Here is an 18,124-nt window from a genome sequence, read left to right on the forward strand (position 1 = left end):
CTGCGGCTTCGAGGGGAAGGGGTCGTACGGGACCCGGGGAGATGGGCGGAAGCCACCCGTCCGTCGAGCACCGCTGGTTAATCTCCGGCCATGGATGACGTACAGAAAGCACAGGACCCTCAGACGCCACGCGACTCATCCAGCCACATCCGCACGCCGCCGATCGGACGGTTCTCGGTCGCCGTCGCGGGTGCCGCCGCCTTGGCCGCCCTTGGCGTCGGTGTGGCGCTCGCGGCACCCTTGGACCACGGTTCCCGCCCCGCGCACGGTGTCACGAGCACCGTCCCGCCGGACACGGACACCGGGGGCTCGTCCGGCGCGGACACCGGGAGCGCGTCCGGCGGCGGCACGGACGCCGGCGACGTCGCGGGCTCCGGCAGCACCGGCGGCCTCGTCGACGGAGCCGGCAGCGTGGGCGCCGACGGGGGTGCCGACCCGAGCCCGAGCGGCCCCGCACCATCGGGCGGGCCCACCGGGCCGGCCGGCCTCGACGAGCTGAACCGGCGCATCACGGAGCTGGACAAGAAGGTCGACCGGCTGCCGACCAAGAAGGAACTGGCCGACGCCCTGCGGGCCTTCGCCGACGAACTCGACCACAGCGGCGGGAACGGGACGCCCGCGCCGGACCCGTCCTGAGCCTGCGGCCGACCTCGGTCAGTCCGTCGGACGGTCGATCAGGTGCTTGAACGCGTCCAGGTTCCGCGTGGACTCGCCGCGGGACACCCGCCAGGCGTACTCCTTGCGGATGGAGGAGGCGAAGCCCAGCTCCAGGAGGGTGTTGAAGGCGCCGTCGGCGGCCTCCAGCGTCTGGCCGAGGAGGCGGTCGACGTCGTCGGGGGTGACGGAGGCGAGGGGGAGGCGCGCGGTGACGTAGATGTCGCCGAGGCGGTCCACGGCATAACTCACGCCGTACAGACGGAGGTTGCGCTCCAGGAGCCAGCGGTGCACGGCCGGCTCGTTCTCGTCGGGGTGGCGGATGACGAAGGCGTTGAGGGAGAGGGAGTGGCGGCCGACGAGGAAGGCGACCGTCGTGGAGAGCTTGCGGCTGCCGGGGAGTGTGACGACGTAGTTCCCCGGCTCCGGGTTCTCCCACTCCAGTCCGGCGTCCTTGAAGACGGCCTCCAGAACCTGTCCGGCCTTCTCGACATCACCCATGGTGCGAGCGTACGCGACGGCGGTGGGACTGGATCGCGGCCGTGTAGACGTCAGCGGTGGCGGCGGCCGCCGTGTCCCAGCCGAAGGACTGGGCGTGCCGGGCGGCGGCCTCGCCCAGGCGCGGGGTCAGGGACGGCTCGTCGGCGAACCGGCGCAGCACGCGCGCGTAGTCGGCCGGGTTGTGGCCCTGGACGAGGAACCCGGTCTCGCCGTCGCGCACGGCCACGGGCAGACCGCCGACCGAGGCCGCGATCACCGGGGTCGCGGCCGCCTGCGCCTCGATGGCGACCAGGCCGAAGGACTCGCTGTAGGACGGCATGACGAGGACGGACGCGGCCCGGAACCAGTCCGCCAGCCGCTCCTGCCCGACCGGCGGGACGAACCGTACGACGTCCGCGATGCCCAGCCGGGCGGCGAGCTTGTGCAGGCCCTCCGGCCTGGCGAGCCCGCTGCCGCTGGGGCCGCCGACGACCGGGACGAGGATGCGTGAGCGCAGCTCCGGACGCTCCTCCAGCAGGACGGCCACGGCGCGCAGCAGGATGTCCGGCGCCTTCAGGGGCTGTATGCGGCCGGCGAAGAGCGGGATCAGCGCATCCGGGGGCAGGCCGAGGCGGGCGCGGGCGGCGGCCCGGCCGTCGGCGGCGCGGAAGCGCTCCAGGTTCACCCCGGGGTGGACCACGGCGACCTTGGCAGGGTCGGCCGCGTAGTGCCGCAGCAGCTCGCCGGCCTCCTCCTCGGTGTTGGCGACGAGCCGGTCAGCGGCGGCCACGATCTGCGTCTCGCCGATGACCCGGGCGGCGGGCTCGGGGGTGTCGCCGTCGGCCAGGCTGGCGTTCTTGACCTTGGCCATGGTGTGCATGGCGTGCACCAGGGGAACGCCCCAGCGCTGGGCGGCGAGCCAGCCGACGTGGCCGGAGAGCCAGTAGTGGGAGTGGACGAGGTCGTAGTAGCCCGGGCGGTGGCCGGCCCACGCCTGCATCACGCCGTGAGTGAAGGCGCACAGCTGGGCCGGGAGATCCTCCTTGGCGAGGCCCTCGTAGGGGCCCGCGTCGACGTGCCGGACCAGGACGCCGGGGGCCAGTTCGACGGCGGCGGGCAGGCCGCCGGCCGTGGCCCGGGTGAAGATCTCGACCTCGATGTTGATCGCGGCGAGCCGCTGGGCCAGCTCCACGATGTAGACGTTCATGCCGCCGGCGTCGCCGGTGCCGGGCTGGTGGAGGGGGGAGGTGTGCACGGAGAGCATGGCGACGCGGCGGGGGCGCCGGTGCAGCCGGAGCCGGGTGGCGGCCGACGGGGAGCGTCGCCCGAGCCTGCTGACGTACTGGCTCACGTGGCGTTCCTCCTCGCTGCGGGCATGCCTGCCGGAGGACCGCCGTCGCCCTCCACGGAGTGGAACAGCGGCGGGTGCCCGGCCATTTCCCGATCAAGCGGGTTTGCCGAATCATTACCTGAAGGGGATCAACTGTTCGAGATCGGTGGGTGGGGACGGGGCTCCGCGCCCCTCGCCGCAACCGGGTCCGGGGCGCCGTCCTCTTACTCTCGTAGGCATGGCAGCCCGCTTACCCTCGTAGGCATGGCAGCCCGCGCGACGACCCTCCCCCACTCCCGGCTTCGCTCGACCGGTGGGACCCCCGTCGTGGGAACGGTGACGCGCGGGACGACCAACCCCAACCGGCTGCGCCGCATGGACCGCTGGATCGCGGCCGTGCACGGCGCCGAGCTGCGGCGCGCCGCGGATCCCGTGGCGATCGACCTCGGCTACGGCGCGGCACCCTGGACCGCCGTCGAGCTGCTCGGCCGGCTGCGCACCGTAGCGCCCCGTGCCCGCGTGGTCGGCGTCGAGATCGAACCCGCGCGGGTGGCGGCGGCCGAGCCGTACGAGCGGGAGGGGCTGACCTTCCGGCACGGCGGCTTCGAGATCCCCGTGCCCGGGCGTCCGGTGCTGATCCGGGCCGCGAACGTGCTGCGGCAGTACGACGAGGGCCAGGTCGCCGCGGTGTGGGAGCGGCTGTGCGCCCGGCTGGCCCCGGCGGGCGGCGGCTCGCGCGGCGGGCTGCTCGTCGAGGGGACCTGCGACGAGATCGGCCGGCGGCACGTGTGGGTGGCACTCGGTCCCGAGGGCCCCCGCACCGTCACCTTCGCCACCCGGCTGGGCTCCCTGGACCGCCCCTCCGACCTCGCCGAACGCCTCCCGAAAGCACTGATCCACCGCAACGTCCCCGGCGAGCCGGTGCACGCCTTCCTGCGCGACTTCGACCGCGCCTGGGCCGCCGCCGCGCCCTACGCCTCCTACGGCGCCCGACAGCGCTGGCTGCGCGCGGTGCGGGACCTGGCGGTGGACTGGCCCGTGATGGACGGGCCGGCCCGTCGGCGGCAGGGCGAAGTAACCGTGTCCTGGGGGGCGTTGGCGCCGGTCGGCTGAGCGGCACCGGCCGAGGGAACGGCTTCCCCGCGCCGTTCGTCACATCGCGGAGGGATCGCCGTACGGGCGGGGACGCGGGGGGCGTGAGCGGGGCGGGCCCGGGCCGGGGGCATCCGGCTCCGGACGACCTCTGTCGTTTTGCGCCCGACCGTGGCACGATCCCCCGGACGGCCTAAGTTACTGACGGTAAATCAGCTGGGGGGACCAGGTATGGGTACGGGCAAGCGCGGCCTGCTCACCGCCGCCCTGACCGTGATCTGCGCGGTGACCGTTCTCGCGGCACCCGGCACGGCGTTCGCGGCCCCCGCCCCCCTCCCCGTCCCGGCCCCCACGCCGACAGCGGCTCCCCCGCCCGGCAAGGACCTCGAAGAGGTCCGCGAGAAGCTCGACCGGCTCTACCACGACGCGGCCGTCGCCACCGACGCCTACAACGGCGCCGAGGAGAAGGCGAAGAAGCAGTCCGCCGAGATCGCCGCCCTGACGAAGAAGATCACCCAGGGGCGGCAGCGGCTGGCGGAGCTGAAGGACCGGGCCGGCGCGGCGGCCCGGGACCAGTACCGCACCGGCGGCCTGTCACCCACGGCACAGTTCCTGCTCAGCGACGACCCGGGCCGGTTCCTGGACGGCGCCGGCCGGGTGCTCCAGGGCCAGCGGGCGACGAAGACGCTGATCTCCGAAGTGGCCCGCGCCCAGCAGGACTTGCAGGAGTACGCCGACGACGCCGCCGCCCGCTGGAAGGAGCTGGAGGCCGACCGCAAGACCCGGGCCGCCGCCCAGCGGAAGATCCGCAGGCAGATCGACACGGCCGAGAAGCTCCAGTCCCGGCTGGAGAAGAAGGAGAAGGAGCGGCTCGCCCAGCTGGAGCGGGAGGCCGCCGCCAAGGCGCAGACGGCATGGCTGGACACCGGCGTCCTCGACCGGGCCGACGGCAGAACCTCCGTCCAGGGCGGCGAGGCCGTGCGGTACGCCACCGCCCAGCTCGGCAAGCCGTACGTGTGGGGCGCCGAGGGACCGGACTCCTTCGACTGCTCGGGCCTGACCTCCCAGGCCTGGGCGGCGGCCGGGCACCCCGTCCCGCGGACCTCGCAGGAGCAGTGGAGACAGCTCCCGCACGTCGACGTCGGGGACATGCGCCCCGGTGACCTCATCATCTACTTCGACGACGCCAGCCATGTCGCGATGTACATCGGCGACGGAAGGATCATCCACGCCCCGCGTCCCGGGCGCACGGTGACGGTCGCGGGCGCCGGCTCGATGCCGATCCTCGGGGTCGTACGGCCGAACGCCACGGACCCGTCGCACGGCCGGCCGGACGCGTGACGGGCCCCGCGCGCGGGTCATCTGCCCGGTGAAGTACGTCATGTGACCCACCGCACGCCCAACCCCCGCCCAAACCGGTACAGGACGTGAGCTTCGTCATCCCCCGCCCGCCGCGGCGGTGTCCAACTGCGGTACGGAACGCGGCATATGACAGCGGCGGGCGGCAGAGCGACGCGGCTCACACCATTCCGCCGGGGCGGTCGCAGCCGCTAGGGTCACCCGTCGGTGGGTCGAGACCCTCGACGCCGCCGTGCCCTCGGGGGGAGGGAAGGAACCCAGGACGATGCCCGTACCCGTACCGCGGCAGAGAGCGATCCCGGCCGTGGAGAGTGGTCAGGCGCCGGCCGCCCGCACAGTCGGCGGCCCCCTCAAGGAAGAGGCCCACCGCGACGCCGCGCCCGTGCACAGCACCGGCACCACTCTCACCCTGCTGCTGATCGAGGACGATCCGGCCGGTATGCCGATCGTGCCCGACCTGCTGGACCCGGCCGGCAAGCCGATCCGCGTCCGCACCGCCCGCAACCTCACCGAGGCCGGACGGCTGCTCACCGACGACGTCCACTGCATCCTGCTGGACCTGGCGCTCCCGGCGCCGGGCGGCAGCGACACCGACGACGAGCTGGCCGTGCTGCGGCACGTCCTCCAGCTCGCGCCCCGGCACGCCGTACTCGCGCTGACCGCCTCCGGCGACGCCGAGCGCGGCGCCGAGGCCGTGCGCGTCGGCGCCCAGGACTACCTGTTCCGGGACGAGCTGGACGGCCGGCTGCTCAGCCGCGCCATCCGGTACGCGGTGGAGCGGAAACGGTCCGACACCGCCGAGCGGCGGCTCGCCGAGGGCAAGCTGCGCGCCCAGGAGAACCGCCGCCTGGAACGCGGCCTGCTGCCGACCCCGCTGCTGGACGGCTCCGGGCTGCGCTTCACCGCCCGCTACCGCCCCGGCCGCTCCCGGGCCCTGCTCGGCGGCGACTTCTACGACGCCGTCCGCACCCCCGACGGCACCGTCCACGCCATGATCGGCGACGTCTGCGGGCACGGCCCGGACGAGGCCGCGCTCGGTGTGGAGCTGCGCATCGCCTGGCGGGCGCTGACCCTGGCCGGGCTGTGCGGGGACGAGCTGCTGAACACCCTCCAGCAGGTGCTGGAGCACGAGCGCTCCGACGAGGAGATCTTCGCGACGCTGTGCACGGTGGACATCGCCCCCGACGGCCGCCGTGCGGGCCTGTGCCTGGCCGGACATCCGGCCCCGCTGATCGCCCGCCCCGGCCGGCCGGCCCGGCTGCTGCCGTACGAGAACAACGGCCCCGCCCTCGGACTGCTCCCCGGCGCCCGCTGGCCGCGGACGCAGGTGGAGCTGGGCGCCGAGTGGAGCCTGATGCTCTACACCGACGGCCTGATCGAGGGCCGGGTCGGCGCGGACGGGGACCGTCTCGGGCAGGACGGCATGGTGGAGATGATCCGCCGCCAGCTCACCGAGGGGCTGCGGGGTGAGGAACTGCTGCGGGCCGCGGTCAGCGAGGTCCGCGACCTCAACGGGGGCGAGCTGACCGACGACGTCGCGGTGGTCCTGCTGGACCGCACCACCTGACGGAAGTCCCGCTCGGCGCCGCGCAGGCGCCGCCGAGCCGTCCGTAGGGGCCCGGGGCCCCGGCGGACCGGTCGCAGCGTGCCCCGGCGCGGGTGCCGCGCGGCGCTCCACGCACGCCCGGCGGACGACGAGGGGCCCGGCGCGGCGGAAGCCGGCCGGGCCCCGCCGCCCCTGCGAGGGCCGCGCCGTCCGCTCGCTACCGGCCGCCGTTGTACGGCCCGTACGGGCCGTCGCTGCTGCTGCCGCCGCCACGGCGGCCCCAGCCGCGGCCACCGCCGCCGACCTGCTGGAGGGCGGGGCGCACGTCCACCAGGTACACGATGGCGGCGACGGCGCCGGCGATCGGCAGGATGGACAGGATCGTGAACAGGTAGCTGACCACCAGCGCGATGCCGAGGATGATCAGCCAGAAGACCTTGTTCTGCTTGTCGGCCGCGCGGAAGGCGTCCTCGCGCCGGAACGCCGCGTCGAACAGCCCGAACGCGGCCAGGGCCATCAGGACGATCTTCAAGATGCCCATGAATCCCGCGAAGCCCAACATCAGCATGCGCCCACCGCCCGTTGATTTCCCGATCCTGCTACGCCGCCACCGTACCCAGAGAACGGGCCGGACACCCCACAGGTGCCCGGCCCGGACGCGCCACGCCGGCCGTGGTCACTTGGCCGGCGGGGTGGCCTTCTTCGTGGTGGTGCCGGTCTTGCGGGCGGCCGGAGCCTTCCGCGCCGCCGACTGGTCCTCGGCGGACAGGGCGGTCGTCCCGGCCGGGGCCGGCGTGGTCACCGTCTCGGCCGGCGTGACCACCGGCGCGGGGGCGACGGTCGGCCCGGCCGCCGGCTTGGGCTCGTCGACGCTGATGTCGCCCGGCTCGGCCTTGCCCTCGACGGCGATCGCCAGTTCCTCGATCTCCTCGGCGGCCTCGCCGCGCCAGGTCTTCACGGCCTGCTCGCCGTGCTCGGCGACCTTCTCGTACGTCTCGCGGGCCTTGACGGCGTACTCGGCGGCGACGCCGACACCGCGCAGCGCGAGGTCCTGGGCGGTCTCGCCGAACTTCTTCACGTCGATGGAACCGATGAACTCGTTGACCCGGGTCTGCAAGGTCTCCTGCGCCTCCTTGGCGCGGGCGGCGGCCCTCTCCTGCACGGCCTTCGGGTCGGTGTTGCGCACGGCGTCGATGCGGGCCGGTGCCTCGGCGCGCAGCTGCTCGACCAGGGCCGGCACCTTCTTGGCCTGCTGGAGCGCCAGGTCGGCGGTACCGGCGGCGAAGTAGAGCGGAGTGGGGTCGCTGAGGGTCTTGCGCAGGTCGTCGGTGATGGCCATGGTGAAGGGTCCTCCCGGATCGGATTCGCGTTCGACTGGGTTGGTGTGGTCCGCGGCGGGCGTCCGGAGCCCTGGTCCGGCGTTACCCGGCCGTCCGCCGTGGACCGGCGTCTGTGTCACTTCCGGTGGCATCGCCCGCGCCGGTCGCGTAGGCGCCCGAGCCGGTCTCCTCGTCCCCGGCGGGCCGGCCGCCCCCGAATCCGTTCTCCTTGCGGAAGGATTCGTAGATCTGGAGCAGCACCTGCTTCTGCCGCTCGTCGAGCGAGGGGTCGGCGAGGATGACGGCGCGGGTCGCGCCTTCCCGCAGGCGTTCCTCCCCGTCCCGCTCGGCGTCGAGGATGCCGGCGCGGACGTAGAGCGTCTCGGCGGAGATGCGCAGAGCCTTGGCGACCTGCTGGAGCACCTCCGCGCTGGGCTTGCGCAACCCGCGCTCGATCTGGCTCAGGTACGGATTGGACACCCCGGCGGCGTCGGCGAGCTGCCGCAGCGACAGCTGGGCGTTCCGCCGCTGTTCGCGCAGGTACTCACCGAGGTTGCCGACGTTCAGCGATGCCATGCCTCCACCTTGCCCCACCCGCGCTAACTTTTGCAAGCACCTGCTTGCAAAAGTGTTCCGTGTCGGCCGGCAGCGGCTCGCCGCGTCCGTCCGGTCGCAGGAGAACCGGCTGATCACGCTGTTGGGGCCGCTGGTAGCGGGTCGGGACAGTTGGGGAGGAACGCTCATGAGGTCGTGGCACCGCCGGTGACGCACCGGATGATCGGGGTCATCGCCGACGGTGTCTTCAAGGTGGTGCTCGCCGCTGTCTGTGCCGCCGCCGCTCCCCTCGGCCGGCTGTTCGGCGTACCCGTGCTGCTGCTGGTCGTCTCCGGTGTGGCTCTGCTGATCGGGGCGGAGGCGTCGAGATCGGACTCGCGCGCAGCCGGTCGCCGCGCACGTACACGCGTGCTGGTCGCCGCCGCCCCCACGTGGGCCGCTCCCGATCGGTCAGGAATCGAGAAGCGGCGGGGGGAGGGGCGCCGTTAGCGTGTCGGGGCGGCCCGACGGACGGAGAGACGATGAGCACGGACACGATGACGGACGCGCAGGCGGGCACCCCGCACGCCGCCGACAGCCACGAGCTGATCCGCGTGCACGGCGCGCGCGAGAACAACCTCAGGGACGTCAGCGTCGAGATCCCCAAGCGCCGGCTGACGGTGTTCACGGGCGTGTCCGGGTCGGGCAAGAGCTCGCTGGTGTTCGACACCATCGCCGCGGAGTCGCAGCGGCTGATCAACGAGACGTACAGCGCCTTCGTCCAGGGCTTCATGCCGACGCTCGCGCGCCCCGACGTCGACGTCCTCGACGGGCTGACCACCGCGATCATCGTCGACCAGCAGCGCATGGGGGCCGACCCGCGCTCCACCGTCGGCACCGCCACGGACGCGCACGCGATGCTGCGGATCCTGTTCAGCCGGCTCGGCACACCGCACATCGGCTCGCCCAAGGCGTTCTCCTTCAACGTCGCCTCGATCAGCGGGGCGGGCGCGGTCACCGTGGAGCGCGGCGGGCGGACGGTGAAGGAGCGGCGCGAGTTCAGCGTCACCGGCGGTATGTGCCCGCGCTGCGAGGGCCGGGGCTCGGTCACCGACATCGACCTGACCCAGCTGTACGACGCGGACAGGTCGCTCGGCGAGGGCGCGCTCACCGTTCCCGGTTACAAGTCGGGCGGCTGGAACCACCGCCTCTACACCGAGTCCGGTCTCTACTCCCCCGACAAACCGATCCGCGCGTTCACCGAGCGGGAGCTGCACGACTTCCTGTACCGCGAGCCGACCCGGATGAAGATCGCGGGCATCAACATGACGTACGAGGGACTCGTCCCGCGGATCCAGAAGTCGATGCTCGCCAAGGACCGGGAGGCGATGCAGCCGCACATCCGGGAGTTCGTGGACCGGGCGGTCACCTTCACCACGTGCCCCGACTGCGACGGCACCCGGCTCAGCGAGGCGGCCCGCTCCTCGAAGATCCGCGGGATCAGCATCGCCGACGCCTGCGCGATGCAGATCAGCGACCTCGCCGGGTGGGTGCGCGAGCTGGCCGAGCCGTCGGTGGCGCCGCTGCTGAAGTCGCTGGGCGAGACCCTGGACTCGTTCGTGGAGATCGGCCTCGGGTATCTCTCGCTGGACCGGCCCGCGGGCACGCTCTCGGGCGGCGAGGCGCAGCGTACGAAGATGATCCGCCACCTCGGCTCCTCCCTCACCGATGTCACGTACGTCTTCGACGAGCCGACGGCCGGTCTGCACCCGCATGACGTCCGGCGGATGAACGACCTGCTGCTGCGACTGCGGGACAAGGGCAACACGGTGCTGGTGGTGGAGCACAAGCCGGAGGTCATCGCGATCGCCGACCACGTGGTGGACCTCGGCCCGGGTGCCGGTACGGCGGGCGGCACCGTCTGTTTCGAGGGCACCGTGGCGGGGCTGCGGGCGAGCGGCACGCTCACCGGCCGGCATCTGGACGACCGGGCCGCGCTGAAGGAGTCGGTACGGAAGCCGGCCGGGGCCCTGGAGATCCGCGGGGCGACGCGGCACAACCTGCGGGGCGTGGACGTCGACATCCCGCTCGGGGTGCTGGCCGTCGTCACCGGTGTCGCCGGTTCGGGGAAGAGTTCGCTGGTGCACGGGTCGGTGCCGGCCGGGCAGGGTGTGGTGTCGGTCGACCAGGCACCGATCCGCGGCTCGCGCCGGAGCAACCCGGCGACGTACACCGGGCTGCTCGACCCGGTCCGCAAGGCCTTCGCCAAGGCCAACGGCGTGAAGCCGGCGCTGTTCAGCGCCAACTCGGAGGGCGCCTGCCCGGGCTGCAACGGCGCCGGTGTCGTCTACACCGACCTGGCGATGATGGCCGGTGTCGCGACGACCTGCGAGGAGTGCGAGGGCAAGCGGTTCGACGCCTCGGTGCTGGAGTACCGCCTCGCCGGCCGGGACATCAGCGAGGTGCTGGCGATGACGGTGACGGAGGCGGAGGAGTTCTTCGGCGCGGGAGCGGCGCGGACCCCGGCCGCGCACCGGGTGCTGCGGAACCTGGCCGACGTGGGCCTCGGCTACCTCACCCTCGGCCAGCCGCTCACCACGCTGTCCGGCGGCGAGCGGCAGCGGCTCAAGCTGGCCACGCACATGACCGACAAGGGCGGGGTCTACGTCCTGGACGAGCCGACCACGGGGCTGCACCTGGCCGACGTGGAGCAGCTGCTGGGCCTGCTGGACCGGCTGGTGGACTCCGGCAAGTCGGTCATCGTCGTCGAGCACCACCAGGCGGTCATGGCGCACGCCGACTGGATCATCGACCTGGGTCCCGGCGCGGGTCACGACGGCGGCCGGATCGTCTTCGAGGGCACCCCCGCCGACCTGGTGGCGGCCCGCTCCACCCGCACCGGCGAACACCTCGCGGAGTACGTCGGCGCCTGAGCCGTGTCGTGGCGCCCGCCCGGCGTCAGAACGGCAGGGGGCGGGTGTGCACCACGTCGAGCCGGGACACCGCCCGGGTCAGGACGACGTACAGCCGGTGGGCGCCCCGTTCCTCCGCCTCCACCACGGCGGCCGGTTCCACGGCGACGACGTGGTCGTACTCCAGGCCCTTGACGACGCTCGCGGGGACGACGGCCAGCCGGGCGCCGAGCGCTTCGGGGCCGGCCGGGGCGAGGCCGGCCGCCGTGAGCGCCGCCCGCACCGGCCCGGTGTCGGCGTCGGCCGTGACCACGCCGACCGAGCCCTCCCGGGTGAGGGCGTCCCGGACGGCGGTCACGGTGGTGCCGAGGAGATCACCGGTGGGCCGGAGGGTCAGTTCCCCGTCGGTGCGCAGGGAGGTGGCGGGGGGTACGGCGACGCCCAGGCGGGGCAGCAGCCGGTTGGCCAGCTCCACGACGGCCGCGGGCACCCGGAACCCCGTGGTCAGCGGCACCACGGCCGCGTCGGGCCGGCCGAGGTGGCGCAGCTGGACGGACCAGTCGCGGGCGGCCCACGGGGTGGTGCCCTGGGCGAGGTCGCCGAGGACGGTGAGGGAGCCGAACGCGGCCCGGCGGGCGACGGCCCGGCACTCCATGGGCGAGAGGTCCTGCGCCTCGTCCACGACGATGTGCCCGTAGCCCTCGGGGTGTTCGATCAGCCCGGCGAGTTCGTCCAGGAGGACCAGGTCGGCGGCCGACCAGCGGGCGGACTTGTCCGAGCGGGGCGGGCGGGGCCACCGCAGTGCCGCCCGCTCCTCGGGGTCGAGCAGCCCGTCGGCGGCGCGGTCGAGCACGGCCGGGTCGGTGAGGAGTCGGGCGAGGACCTCCTCGGGGCGGACCCGGGGCCAGACGGCGTCGAGCTGCGCGGTGAGCGGCCGGCACCGTTCGACGCGGCGCGTCCAGGAGGCCGGCAGGACCCCGGAGCGCCGCTCGGCCCGGTCGCGCAGCCGCCGTACGACCCGGGTGCGGACCCGTTCGCGGCCGACGGCGTACGGCGGTTCCTCGGCGCGTACCTCCGCCACGATCGCGGCGAGTTCGGCGGCGGGCACCCGCCACCGGTAGGAGCCGTCGGGTACGGCGAGGTCGGTGACGCCCTCGGTGCTCACCCGCGCGTACAGCGCCCGGCGCAGCACCTCGGCCATGCGCGGGTCGTGCTTGACGGTGGCGGCCGGCACGGTGTCGGTGCCGGTGACGGGGTGGCGGGCGATCTCGTCCAGCAGCGTGGCCTGGCGGACGCCGCTCTCGCCGAGGGAGGGCAGCACCTCGGCGATGTACGACAGGAAGGTGCGGTGGGGGCCGAGGATGAGCAGGCCGGAGCGGGTGAGCCGGCGGGGGTGGGTGTAGAGCAGGTACGCGGCCCGGTGGAGGCCGACGGCGGTCTTGCCGGTGCCGGGGGCGCCCTGCACGCACACCGAGTCGGCGAGGGCGGCGCGGACGAGGTCGTCCTGGTCGGGCTGGATGGTGGCGGCGATGTCCCGCATGGGTCCGATGCGGGGCCGTTCGATCTCGCGGGCGAGGAGGTCGCCGGGCCGCGCCTCGCCCCGGCCGAGGTGTTCGTCCTCCAGGCCGGTGAGGTCGGCGGAGTCGCCCCGGCTGCCGGGTGCCCAGCCGAACCGGCGCCGGACGGCCACGCCCTGCGGGTCGCCGGCGCTCGCCTGGTAGAAGGCGCGGGAGACGGGGGCCCGCCAGTCGACGACCAGGGGCGGGGCGGCGGGGTCGGTGGTGATCCGCACCCGGCCGACGTGGTAGTGCTGCCCGCCGTGTTCCGGATCGTCCGCGCCGAAGTCGAGCCGGCCGAAGAACAGCGGGCCCGGCGGGAGTTCGCGCATGGCCGCGTCCTGGCTGCGCAGCCGGAATCCGAGGACTTCGGCGTCGGCGCCGGAGGCGGAGACGTCCTCGCCGATGACGACCTGTTCGGCGGCACCCTCGACCATGGCGGCGAGGGCGGCGCGGCAGGTGTCGTGGTAGGCGCGCTCGGCGTGCAGGGTGTCGGTGAGGGCCGGGTCGAGTGACGTCATGGCACCAGCCTACCGCCATAACGTTACTCAGTTACATTTTTTACCGAGTCTCAGTGGTGGGGTCCGGCTCCGGCAGACTCGCGGCCAGCCGCCCGAACGCCCGCTCCGCCGCCCGTACCGCGTCCGGCGCCACCGCGTCGACCGGCTCCCCCGCCGCGATCCGCCGCCAGTTGTCCTGCGCGAGGATCCGCTGGACGGCGATGATCTGCCCCGCCGCCAGCCGGGCGTCCAGCCCGCCGCCGAGAGCGTCGGCGAGCGCCGCCTCCGACCGCTCCAGATGGCCGTACGCCCGCGCCACCAGGGCCGGGGTCCCGTACAGCAGGGTGTGGAAGGCGAGCACCTGGGGATGGTCGTTCAGGCCGGTGACCGGGTCGCGCCGCTCCAGTCCGGCGAGGAAGTGCCGCCGCAGCGCGTCCACCGGGTCGGCCGCTCCCGCGACCACCCGCGCGGCCTCCGCCTCGTGGTCCGCGATCCGGTGCAGGACCAGGTCCTCCTTGGCGGGGAAGTACCGGAACAGGGTCGGCTTGGAGATCCCGGCCGCCGCGGCGACCTCCGCCACGGGCACCGCGTCGAAGCCCCGCTCCAGGAACAGCCGCACGGCGATGTCCGACACGTCCTGGTACATCTGCCGCTTCTTGCGTTCACGCAGGCCCATCTCACCCATGGGGCGAGCCTACGCAGGGGCGCCGGGGCCGGTCGGCCAGGCCGGGTGCGGGGAGCCGCGCCGCCGGGTCGACAGGCCCAGGGAGGCGGTGGCCGCGGCCAGCGTCATGGCGTACGAGTCCACCGCGCGCCGTACGTTGGGGGCGTCCAGACTGGTGCCGGTGACCAGCCGGTCGAGGTCGACGTAGGCCGAACGGACGATCTCGATCCACCGGTACACCCGCCAGTCCCGCTGCCAGCCCTCGGTGAAGCGCGCGGGCAGCCGGGCGTCCCAGCGGCGGAACATGCGGTCCCGGATCTCCGGCCGGGTCGGGGTCAGGTGCATGTGCCGGACCAGCTCGTACAGCGGGTCCCCCACCAGTGCCATCTCCCAGTCGATGAGGGTGAGGGGCGGGCCGTCGTCGCGGCGCACCAGGTTCCAGGGGTTGAGGTCGCCGTGCAGCAGGGCGCAGGCGCGGTCGGTGACCCGGTGCCGGGCAAGGATCTCGCGCAGCCGGGGCGCGTCCGGCAGGCCGAGGAAGCGGGCCGCCCGCTGGGACTCCCCGGGCAACCCCGCGACCAGCGCGACCAGCTGGTCGCTGAGCCAGCCGTAGAAGCCGGGGCCGCCGGCCACCGGGTCGGTCGGGGTGTAGTCGACGCCGGTGAGCGCGGCCAGCTGGTCGACCAGGCAGTCCGCCTCGTGCGGCAGCAGCCCGTGCACGGGGTGCTCGGGGCGGCGGCCGAGGTCGCGGGCGCCCTCGTAGGTGTGGACGGTGAAGGCGTCCCCGCCGTACCGGTGGGCCGGATCCGTGGCGTGGCTGGTGCCCAGCGCGAGCACCCGGGGCGCGGCCACGGGCACCCCGGAGCGCTCGATCGCCCGGAGCACGGCGTGCTCGCTGAGGAAGCCCGTCTCGCGGCGCAGGACGACGGCCGCCTCCCGGCGGACGACGACGGGGAAGGCGGTTCCGGGCACCCGGAGCACCGTGGTGAGGTGCGCGGCCCCCTTGAACACCCGGTCGGCCGGGGCGGCGCCCTCCAGGAACAGCGCGTCGGCGACGGCGGGGTAGGGGAAGTCGGGGTGTTCGGGGACGCGCCGGTCGGGGGTCCAGCCGAGGGCGCGGGCGGGTGCGGGGCGCCGGGGCACGGCTCCGGACGCCGCCCGCCGGAACAGGATCCGCTCGACCTCCCGCCGCTCGGGCACCCGGCCCAGCCGCAGCGGACCGGCGGCGGCGCGCAGCGCGTCGCGGACGGTGGCCGCCGCCGCGTCCAGGCGCCGCTGGTCGAAGGCGTCCTCCAGCGAGCGCGCGGCCCGGATGACCTCGGCGTACAGGGACTGGGCGTACTCGAAGGCGAGGTAGTGCCGCAGATCCCGGGAGAGGCCGGCCGTGGCGGCGGGCCGCACCCGGTGCACCGCCTCGGCCCAGGCGTCGACGGCCTCGCGCCGCTGGTGCTCCGGGTAGCGCATCCGCACCAGGTGGACGGCGAGGTCGTGCAGCGGGTCGCCGTAGCTCGCCAGCTCCCAGTCCACGCAGGTCAGCGGCGCGTGACCGGCGGCCGGCCGGACGAGGGTGCCGCGGTGCAGGTCGCCGTGGATCAGCCCGTACGGCCGCCGGGTCAGCGCGGGGACGCGGTCGGCGAACCGCGACAGGGCGTCCTCGGGCACGCCGAGGGCGGTGAACAGGCCGCCGTAACGGCGTCGGTTGGGCCGGCGGATCTGCTGGTCGGCCAGGTGGGCGAGGATGCGCAGGAAGCCCTGGGAGTCGGTGTGGTTGCGCGGCCAGTGGGCCGGCAGGGGCGGCAGGACGCCGCCGCGCACCTGGGTGATCGCGGCGAGCAGGTCGGCCAGTTCCCGCAGCAGCGGTGCGTCGACCGGTTCGCCGGGGCCGCAGACGTCGGCGAGCACGGTGCCGTCCACATGGCTGTGGACGGCGTAGCCGGGCCCCGCCGCCAGGCATGCGGGCACGTTCGGCAGGGCCCTGTGCACGGCGCGCAGGATCTCCGGCTCGCTGCGCCAGGTCCGGATGACCACCGGCACCGCGTCCGGTCGCGGCACCCGTACGGTCACCGGGGTGCCGGGCTCGCGGCCGAGCAGCCGGGCCAGGGGCGCGGTGAGCGGGACGACGCGGCTGCGATGGTGGCCGCCGTTCGCCCGGCCGGCCGCGACGGCACAGGCCACGAACTCCCGGACGAGGGCATCGGTCCGGACCGTGCCGGCGTGCTCCCCGGCCACGGCACGGGGAACAGGCGGTGCGCCCACGGGCCGCTCCGGGTAGGTCGTGCGGAAAGTCGGACAAGGTGGGTCGGAAAAGGAAAGGCGGGAAAGGCGGGTCGGGACAGGCGGGGCCGGGGCCGCGGGACGGCGCCGCCGGGACCAGCCGGTCGGAACGCCGGGGCCTGCGGGGGCCCGCCGTGCCCGCGCGCCCAGGACGAGCGGCCCGACGGGTGGTCGGCCGCTCACCTGCGCCGGGTATGACGCACACGTCCCGGGCGGTGGCCCGGAGTGGCGGCATCGTAACGCACCGCAGGGCACGGCGGCGGCACGCTAGCGGTGGGCGCCGTGGCCGCCGCGGAGCAGTCGCAGCAGGGGTTCCAGTGAGCGGACGACGTGGTCCGCGCCCGCCGCGCGCAGGGCCTTCGCCTTCTGGGTGCGGCGCGCGTAGCCCAGGAAGGGGACGCCGGCCCGGTGGGCCGCGGTCAGGTCCGAGAGGGAGTCGCCGATCATCAGGGCCGTCGTGGGGGCCGCGCCCAGCGCGCTGAGGGCCCGGTTGAGGCAGTGCGGGTCCGGTTTGAGGTGGTGCAGATGCTCGGTGCGGCCGTACAGGTGAGGGGTGAAGCAGCCGGCGGTGCCGCGGGACTCCAGGTAGGTGCGGGCGGCCCGGGGTGAGTTGTTGGTGGTGACGGCGAGGCGGGCGCCGACGGCCGTCCAGGTGTGGATCAGCGGGTCGGCGTAGGCGGTGGGCAGCGCGGAGGCGGCGGCCCGCAGTTCTTCCTGGGTGAGCCGCTCCTCCAGGCCGGCGACGAGGTCGCTGCCCGGGCGGCGGCGGCCCACGGCGCGCAGGACGACCTGCGGGTCCAGGGTCTCCCGCTCGGCGTCGGTGAGCAGCCCGCGCAGGCCCTGCCGCTCCAGCCAGTCCACCAGGTCCGCGGCCACCCGCTCGGCCCGGTGCGTGGCGAACAGCCGGCAGATCGGCCCGTCGAAGTCCCACAGCACGAAACGGGCCGGTGTGATCAGTCCCCGTAGCTTCTCGATCTCGCTCGCAACAGAAGTCGCATCAGAAGTCGCATCAGAAGTCACTAGGAGAGTGTCAGGTCCGTGGTGATGGTTTCCCAGAGGGCGTCGAACCACTTCTGCGACTGCTCCACGAACGCCGCGTCCCGCTGTCCGGCCCGCCGCTCGAAGGAGAACAGCAGGGACTCGGAGCCGAGCGCGTCGTACATCTCCAGCGTCCCGTCCTCGGTGCGCTCCTCGCGGCGCGTGACCGTGTAGTACGCGAACAACGCCTCCGACCCGTTGAGCAGGTACAGCTTCACCGGCGGGGTGAACGGCAGCGCCCGGAACGTCACCCGGACGTCGATGCCGTGCGTGCCGCGCAGCGCCTGGAGGTTGTACTGGAGGACCTGGCCCTGGGCGTTGCGCATCGCCAGCCAGCGCTGGTGGACCGCGTCGTCGTCGCTGCCGGCGTCGACGGAGACCGGGAAGGCGAGGTCGATGTCCCGGGACGGCAGCAGGACACGTACGTCGACCCGGCCGGGCCGCAGCCGGCCGTCGTGGATGAGCCGCAGCGGTTCGCCGAGAGCCGGTATCAGGCTCTGCGCGGTCAGGCAGACGGCGTCGATGCGTACGTGCGGCGCGGCGAAGGCCTCGGTCAGCCGGGGGGCGAGGGCCACCATGGTCGGCTGGGGCTCGTCGTGCGCGGGGGCCGGCCCGGCGACCCGGGGCGGGCTGCCCTTGCTGACATTGCTGAGCAGGCCGTCCTCCTGGAGTGCCCGCAGGGCCTGGCGTACGGCGCCCCGCTCCACGCCGAACTCCCCGGCCAGCTCGGCCTGGGTCGGCAGCCGCTCACCGGCCCGCAGGACGCCGGACCGGATGCGGTCGCGCAGGGCGTCGGCGATCTGCTGCGACGTGCGCCGTCCGCCGCCGTTGGCTGCCATGTTCTCCTGGGTCACGACCAAAAGCTA

The 18,124-nt window shown here is 74.2% G+C and carries 16 protein-coding genes; 6 read left to right on the forward strand and 10 right to left on the reverse strand.

Translation table 11 applies throughout. From position 1 onward, the window contains the following. The first annotated feature begins 90 nt into the window (after positions 1 to 90). Positions 91 to 636, forward strand: a complete 546-nt coding sequence (locus AB0F03_RS07195; protein WP_361987352.1) for a hypothetical protein — start codon at positions 91 to 93, stop codon at positions 634 to 636. A gap of 18 nt (positions 637 to 654) precedes the next feature. On the opposite strand, the gene AB0F03_RS07200 is transcribed toward AB0F03_RS07195, so the two are convergent. Next, a complete protein-coding gene (locus AB0F03_RS07200; protein ID WP_361987354.1) occupies positions 655 to 1,155 on the reverse strand; it encodes a YbjN domain-containing protein in 501 nt (166 codons plus the stop codon). After that, positions 1,148 to 2,485, reverse strand: coding sequence for a D-inositol-3-phosphate glycosyltransferase (gene mshA / locus AB0F03_RS07205; protein WP_361987356.1), 1,338 nt, complete (start codon positions 2,483 to 2,485; stop codon positions 1,148 to 1,150). Before mshA ends, AB0F03_RS07200 begins: the two co-directional genes overlap by 8 nt. Before the next feature lie 354 nt (positions 2,486 to 2,839). Here mshA and AB0F03_RS07210 point away from each other — a divergent pair, with 354 nt between their 5' ends. The 3 genes from AB0F03_RS07210 to AB0F03_RS07220 all read left to right on the forward strand — a co-directional run bounded on the left by AB0F03_RS07210 (position 2,840) and on the right by AB0F03_RS07220 (position 6,482). After that, complete coding sequence (locus AB0F03_RS07210) at positions 2,840 to 3,577, forward strand: class I SAM-dependent methyltransferase (protein WP_361987525.1); 738 nt, start codon at positions 2,840 to 2,842, stop codon at positions 3,575 to 3,577. A gap of 210 nt (positions 3,578 to 3,787) precedes the next feature. Further along, positions 3,788 to 4,897: an NlpC/P60 family protein gene (locus AB0F03_RS07215; RefSeq protein WP_361987358.1), complete on the forward strand. Its 1,110-nt coding sequence runs from the start codon at positions 3,788 to 3,790 to the stop codon at positions 4,895 to 4,897. A gap of 283 nt (positions 4,898 to 5,180) precedes the next feature. Continuing rightward, entirely contained in the window at positions 5,181 to 6,482 is a 1,302-nt protein-coding gene (locus tag AB0F03_RS07220; RefSeq protein ID WP_361987360.1) for a fused response regulator/phosphatase, read from the forward strand. 196 nt (positions 6,483 to 6,678) lie between these two features. Here AB0F03_RS07220 and AB0F03_RS07225 read toward each other — a convergent pair whose 3' ends face one another. The 3 genes from AB0F03_RS07225 to AB0F03_RS07235 form a co-directional block, all read right to left on the reverse strand. After that, positions 6,679 to 7,029: a DUF2516 family protein gene (locus AB0F03_RS07225; protein ID WP_356944518.1), complete on the reverse strand. Its 351-nt coding sequence runs from the start codon at positions 7,027 to 7,029 to the stop codon at positions 6,679 to 6,681. Between the two features lie 108 nt (positions 7,030 to 7,137). Then, positions 7,138 to 7,800 (reverse strand): hypothetical protein, encoded by a 663-nt coding sequence (locus AB0F03_RS07230; protein WP_361987362.1) that lies wholly within the window; start codon positions 7,798 to 7,800, stop codon positions 7,138 to 7,140. 82 nt (positions 7,801 to 7,882) lie between these two features. Beyond that, a complete protein-coding gene (locus AB0F03_RS07235) occupies positions 7,883 to 8,356 on the reverse strand; it encodes a helix-turn-helix transcriptional regulator (protein ID WP_361987364.1) in 474 nt (157 codons plus the stop codon). A gap of 174 nt (positions 8,357 to 8,530) precedes the next feature. Between AB0F03_RS07235 and AB0F03_RS07240 the strand changes: the two genes are divergently transcribed. Next, positions 8,531 to 8,824, forward strand: coding sequence for a hypothetical protein (locus tag AB0F03_RS07240; RefSeq protein WP_361987366.1), 294 nt, complete (start codon positions 8,531 to 8,533; stop codon positions 8,822 to 8,824). A 47-nt stretch (positions 8,825 to 8,871) separates the two neighbouring features. Beyond that, on the forward strand, positions 8,872 to 11,247 hold the full coding sequence (locus AB0F03_RS07245) for an excinuclease ABC subunit UvrA (protein WP_361987527.1): 2,376 nt from the start codon (positions 8,872 to 8,874) through the stop codon (positions 11,245 to 11,247). Between the two features lie 25 nt (positions 11,248 to 11,272). Here the strand turns inward: AB0F03_RS07245 and AB0F03_RS07250 are convergent, their stop codons facing one another. The 5 genes from AB0F03_RS07250 to AB0F03_RS07270 all read right to left on the reverse strand — a co-directional run bounded on the left by AB0F03_RS07250 (position 11,273) and on the right by AB0F03_RS07270 (position 18,118). Further along, on the reverse strand, positions 11,273 to 13,303 hold the full coding sequence (locus AB0F03_RS07250; RefSeq protein ID WP_361987368.1) for an AAA family ATPase: 2,031 nt from the start codon (positions 13,301 to 13,303) through the stop codon (positions 11,273 to 11,275). A gap of 40 nt (positions 13,304 to 13,343) precedes the next feature. Then, positions 13,344 to 13,967, reverse strand: a complete 624-nt coding sequence (locus AB0F03_RS07255; protein ID WP_361987370.1) for a TetR family transcriptional regulator — start codon at positions 13,965 to 13,967, stop codon at positions 13,344 to 13,346. A 9-nt stretch (positions 13,968 to 13,976) separates the two neighbouring features. After that, positions 13,977 to 16,202, reverse strand: coding sequence for an aminoglycoside phosphotransferase family protein (locus AB0F03_RS07260; protein ID WP_361987372.1), 2,226 nt, complete (start codon positions 16,200 to 16,202; stop codon positions 13,977 to 13,979). A gap of 285 nt (positions 16,203 to 16,487) precedes the next feature. Then, positions 16,488 to 17,240 (reverse strand): HAD-IA family hydrolase, encoded by a 753-nt coding sequence (locus AB0F03_RS07265; protein ID WP_361987374.1) that lies wholly within the window; start codon positions 17,238 to 17,240, stop codon positions 16,488 to 16,490. Next, positions 17,240 to 18,118 carry a winged helix-turn-helix domain-containing protein gene (locus AB0F03_RS07270; protein ID WP_361987376.1) on the reverse strand — a complete coding sequence of 293 codons (879 nt, stop codon included), beginning with the start codon at positions 18,116 to 18,118 and terminating at the stop codon, positions 17,240 to 17,242. The genes AB0F03_RS07265 and AB0F03_RS07270 overlap by 1 nt, the downstream gene beginning before the upstream one ends. Positions 18,119 to 18,124 lie beyond the last annotated feature (6 nt).

Source organism: Streptomyces sp. NPDC028722, from assembly GCF_040637655.1.
In the GTDB taxonomy this organism is placed as follows: domain Bacteria; phylum Actinomycetota; class Actinomycetes; order Streptomycetales; family Streptomycetaceae; genus Streptomyces.

Bases quoted from the DNA above. Each gene is read 5' to 3' on its own strand.
- AB0F03_RS07250 (WP_361987368.1), bottom strand. From the start codon at position 13,303: ATGACGTCACTCGACCCGGCCCTCACCGACACCCTGCACGCCGAGCGC.
- AB0F03_RS07195 (WP_361987352.1), top strand. From the start codon at position 91: ATGGATGACGTACAGAAAGCACAGGACCCTCAGACGCCACGCGACTCA.
- AB0F03_RS07210 (WP_361987525.1), top strand. From the start codon at position 2,840: ATGGACCGCTGGATCGCGGCCGTGCACGGCGCCGAGCTGCGGCGCGCC.
- AB0F03_RS07235 (WP_361987364.1), bottom strand. From the start codon at position 8,356: ATGGCATCGCTGAACGTCGGCAACCTCGGTGAGTACCTGCGCGAACAG.
- AB0F03_RS07220 (WP_361987360.1), top strand. From the start codon at position 5,181: ATGCCCGTACCCGTACCGCGGCAGAGAGCGATCCCGGCCGTGGAGAGT.
- AB0F03_RS07245 (WP_361987527.1), top strand. From the start codon at position 8,872: ATGACGGACGCGCAGGCGGGCACCCCGCACGCCGCCGACAGCCACGAG.
- AB0F03_RS07230 (WP_361987362.1), bottom strand. From the start codon at position 7,800: ATGGCCATCACCGACGACCTGCGCAAGACCCTCAGCGACCCCACTCCG.
- AB0F03_RS07225 (WP_356944518.1), bottom strand. From the start codon at position 7,029: ATGCTGATGTTGGGCTTCGCGGGATTCATGGGCATCTTGAAGATCGTC.
- AB0F03_RS07215 (WP_361987358.1), top strand. From the start codon at position 3,788: ATGGGTACGGGCAAGCGCGGCCTGCTCACCGCCGCCCTGACCGTGATC.
- AB0F03_RS07255 (WP_361987370.1), bottom strand. From the start codon at position 13,967: ATGGGTGAGATGGGCCTGCGTGAACGCAAGAAGCGGCAGATGTACCAG.
- AB0F03_RS07200 (WP_361987354.1), bottom strand. From the start codon at position 1,155: ATGGGTGATGTCGAGAAGGCCGGACAGGTTCTGGAGGCCGTCTTCAAG.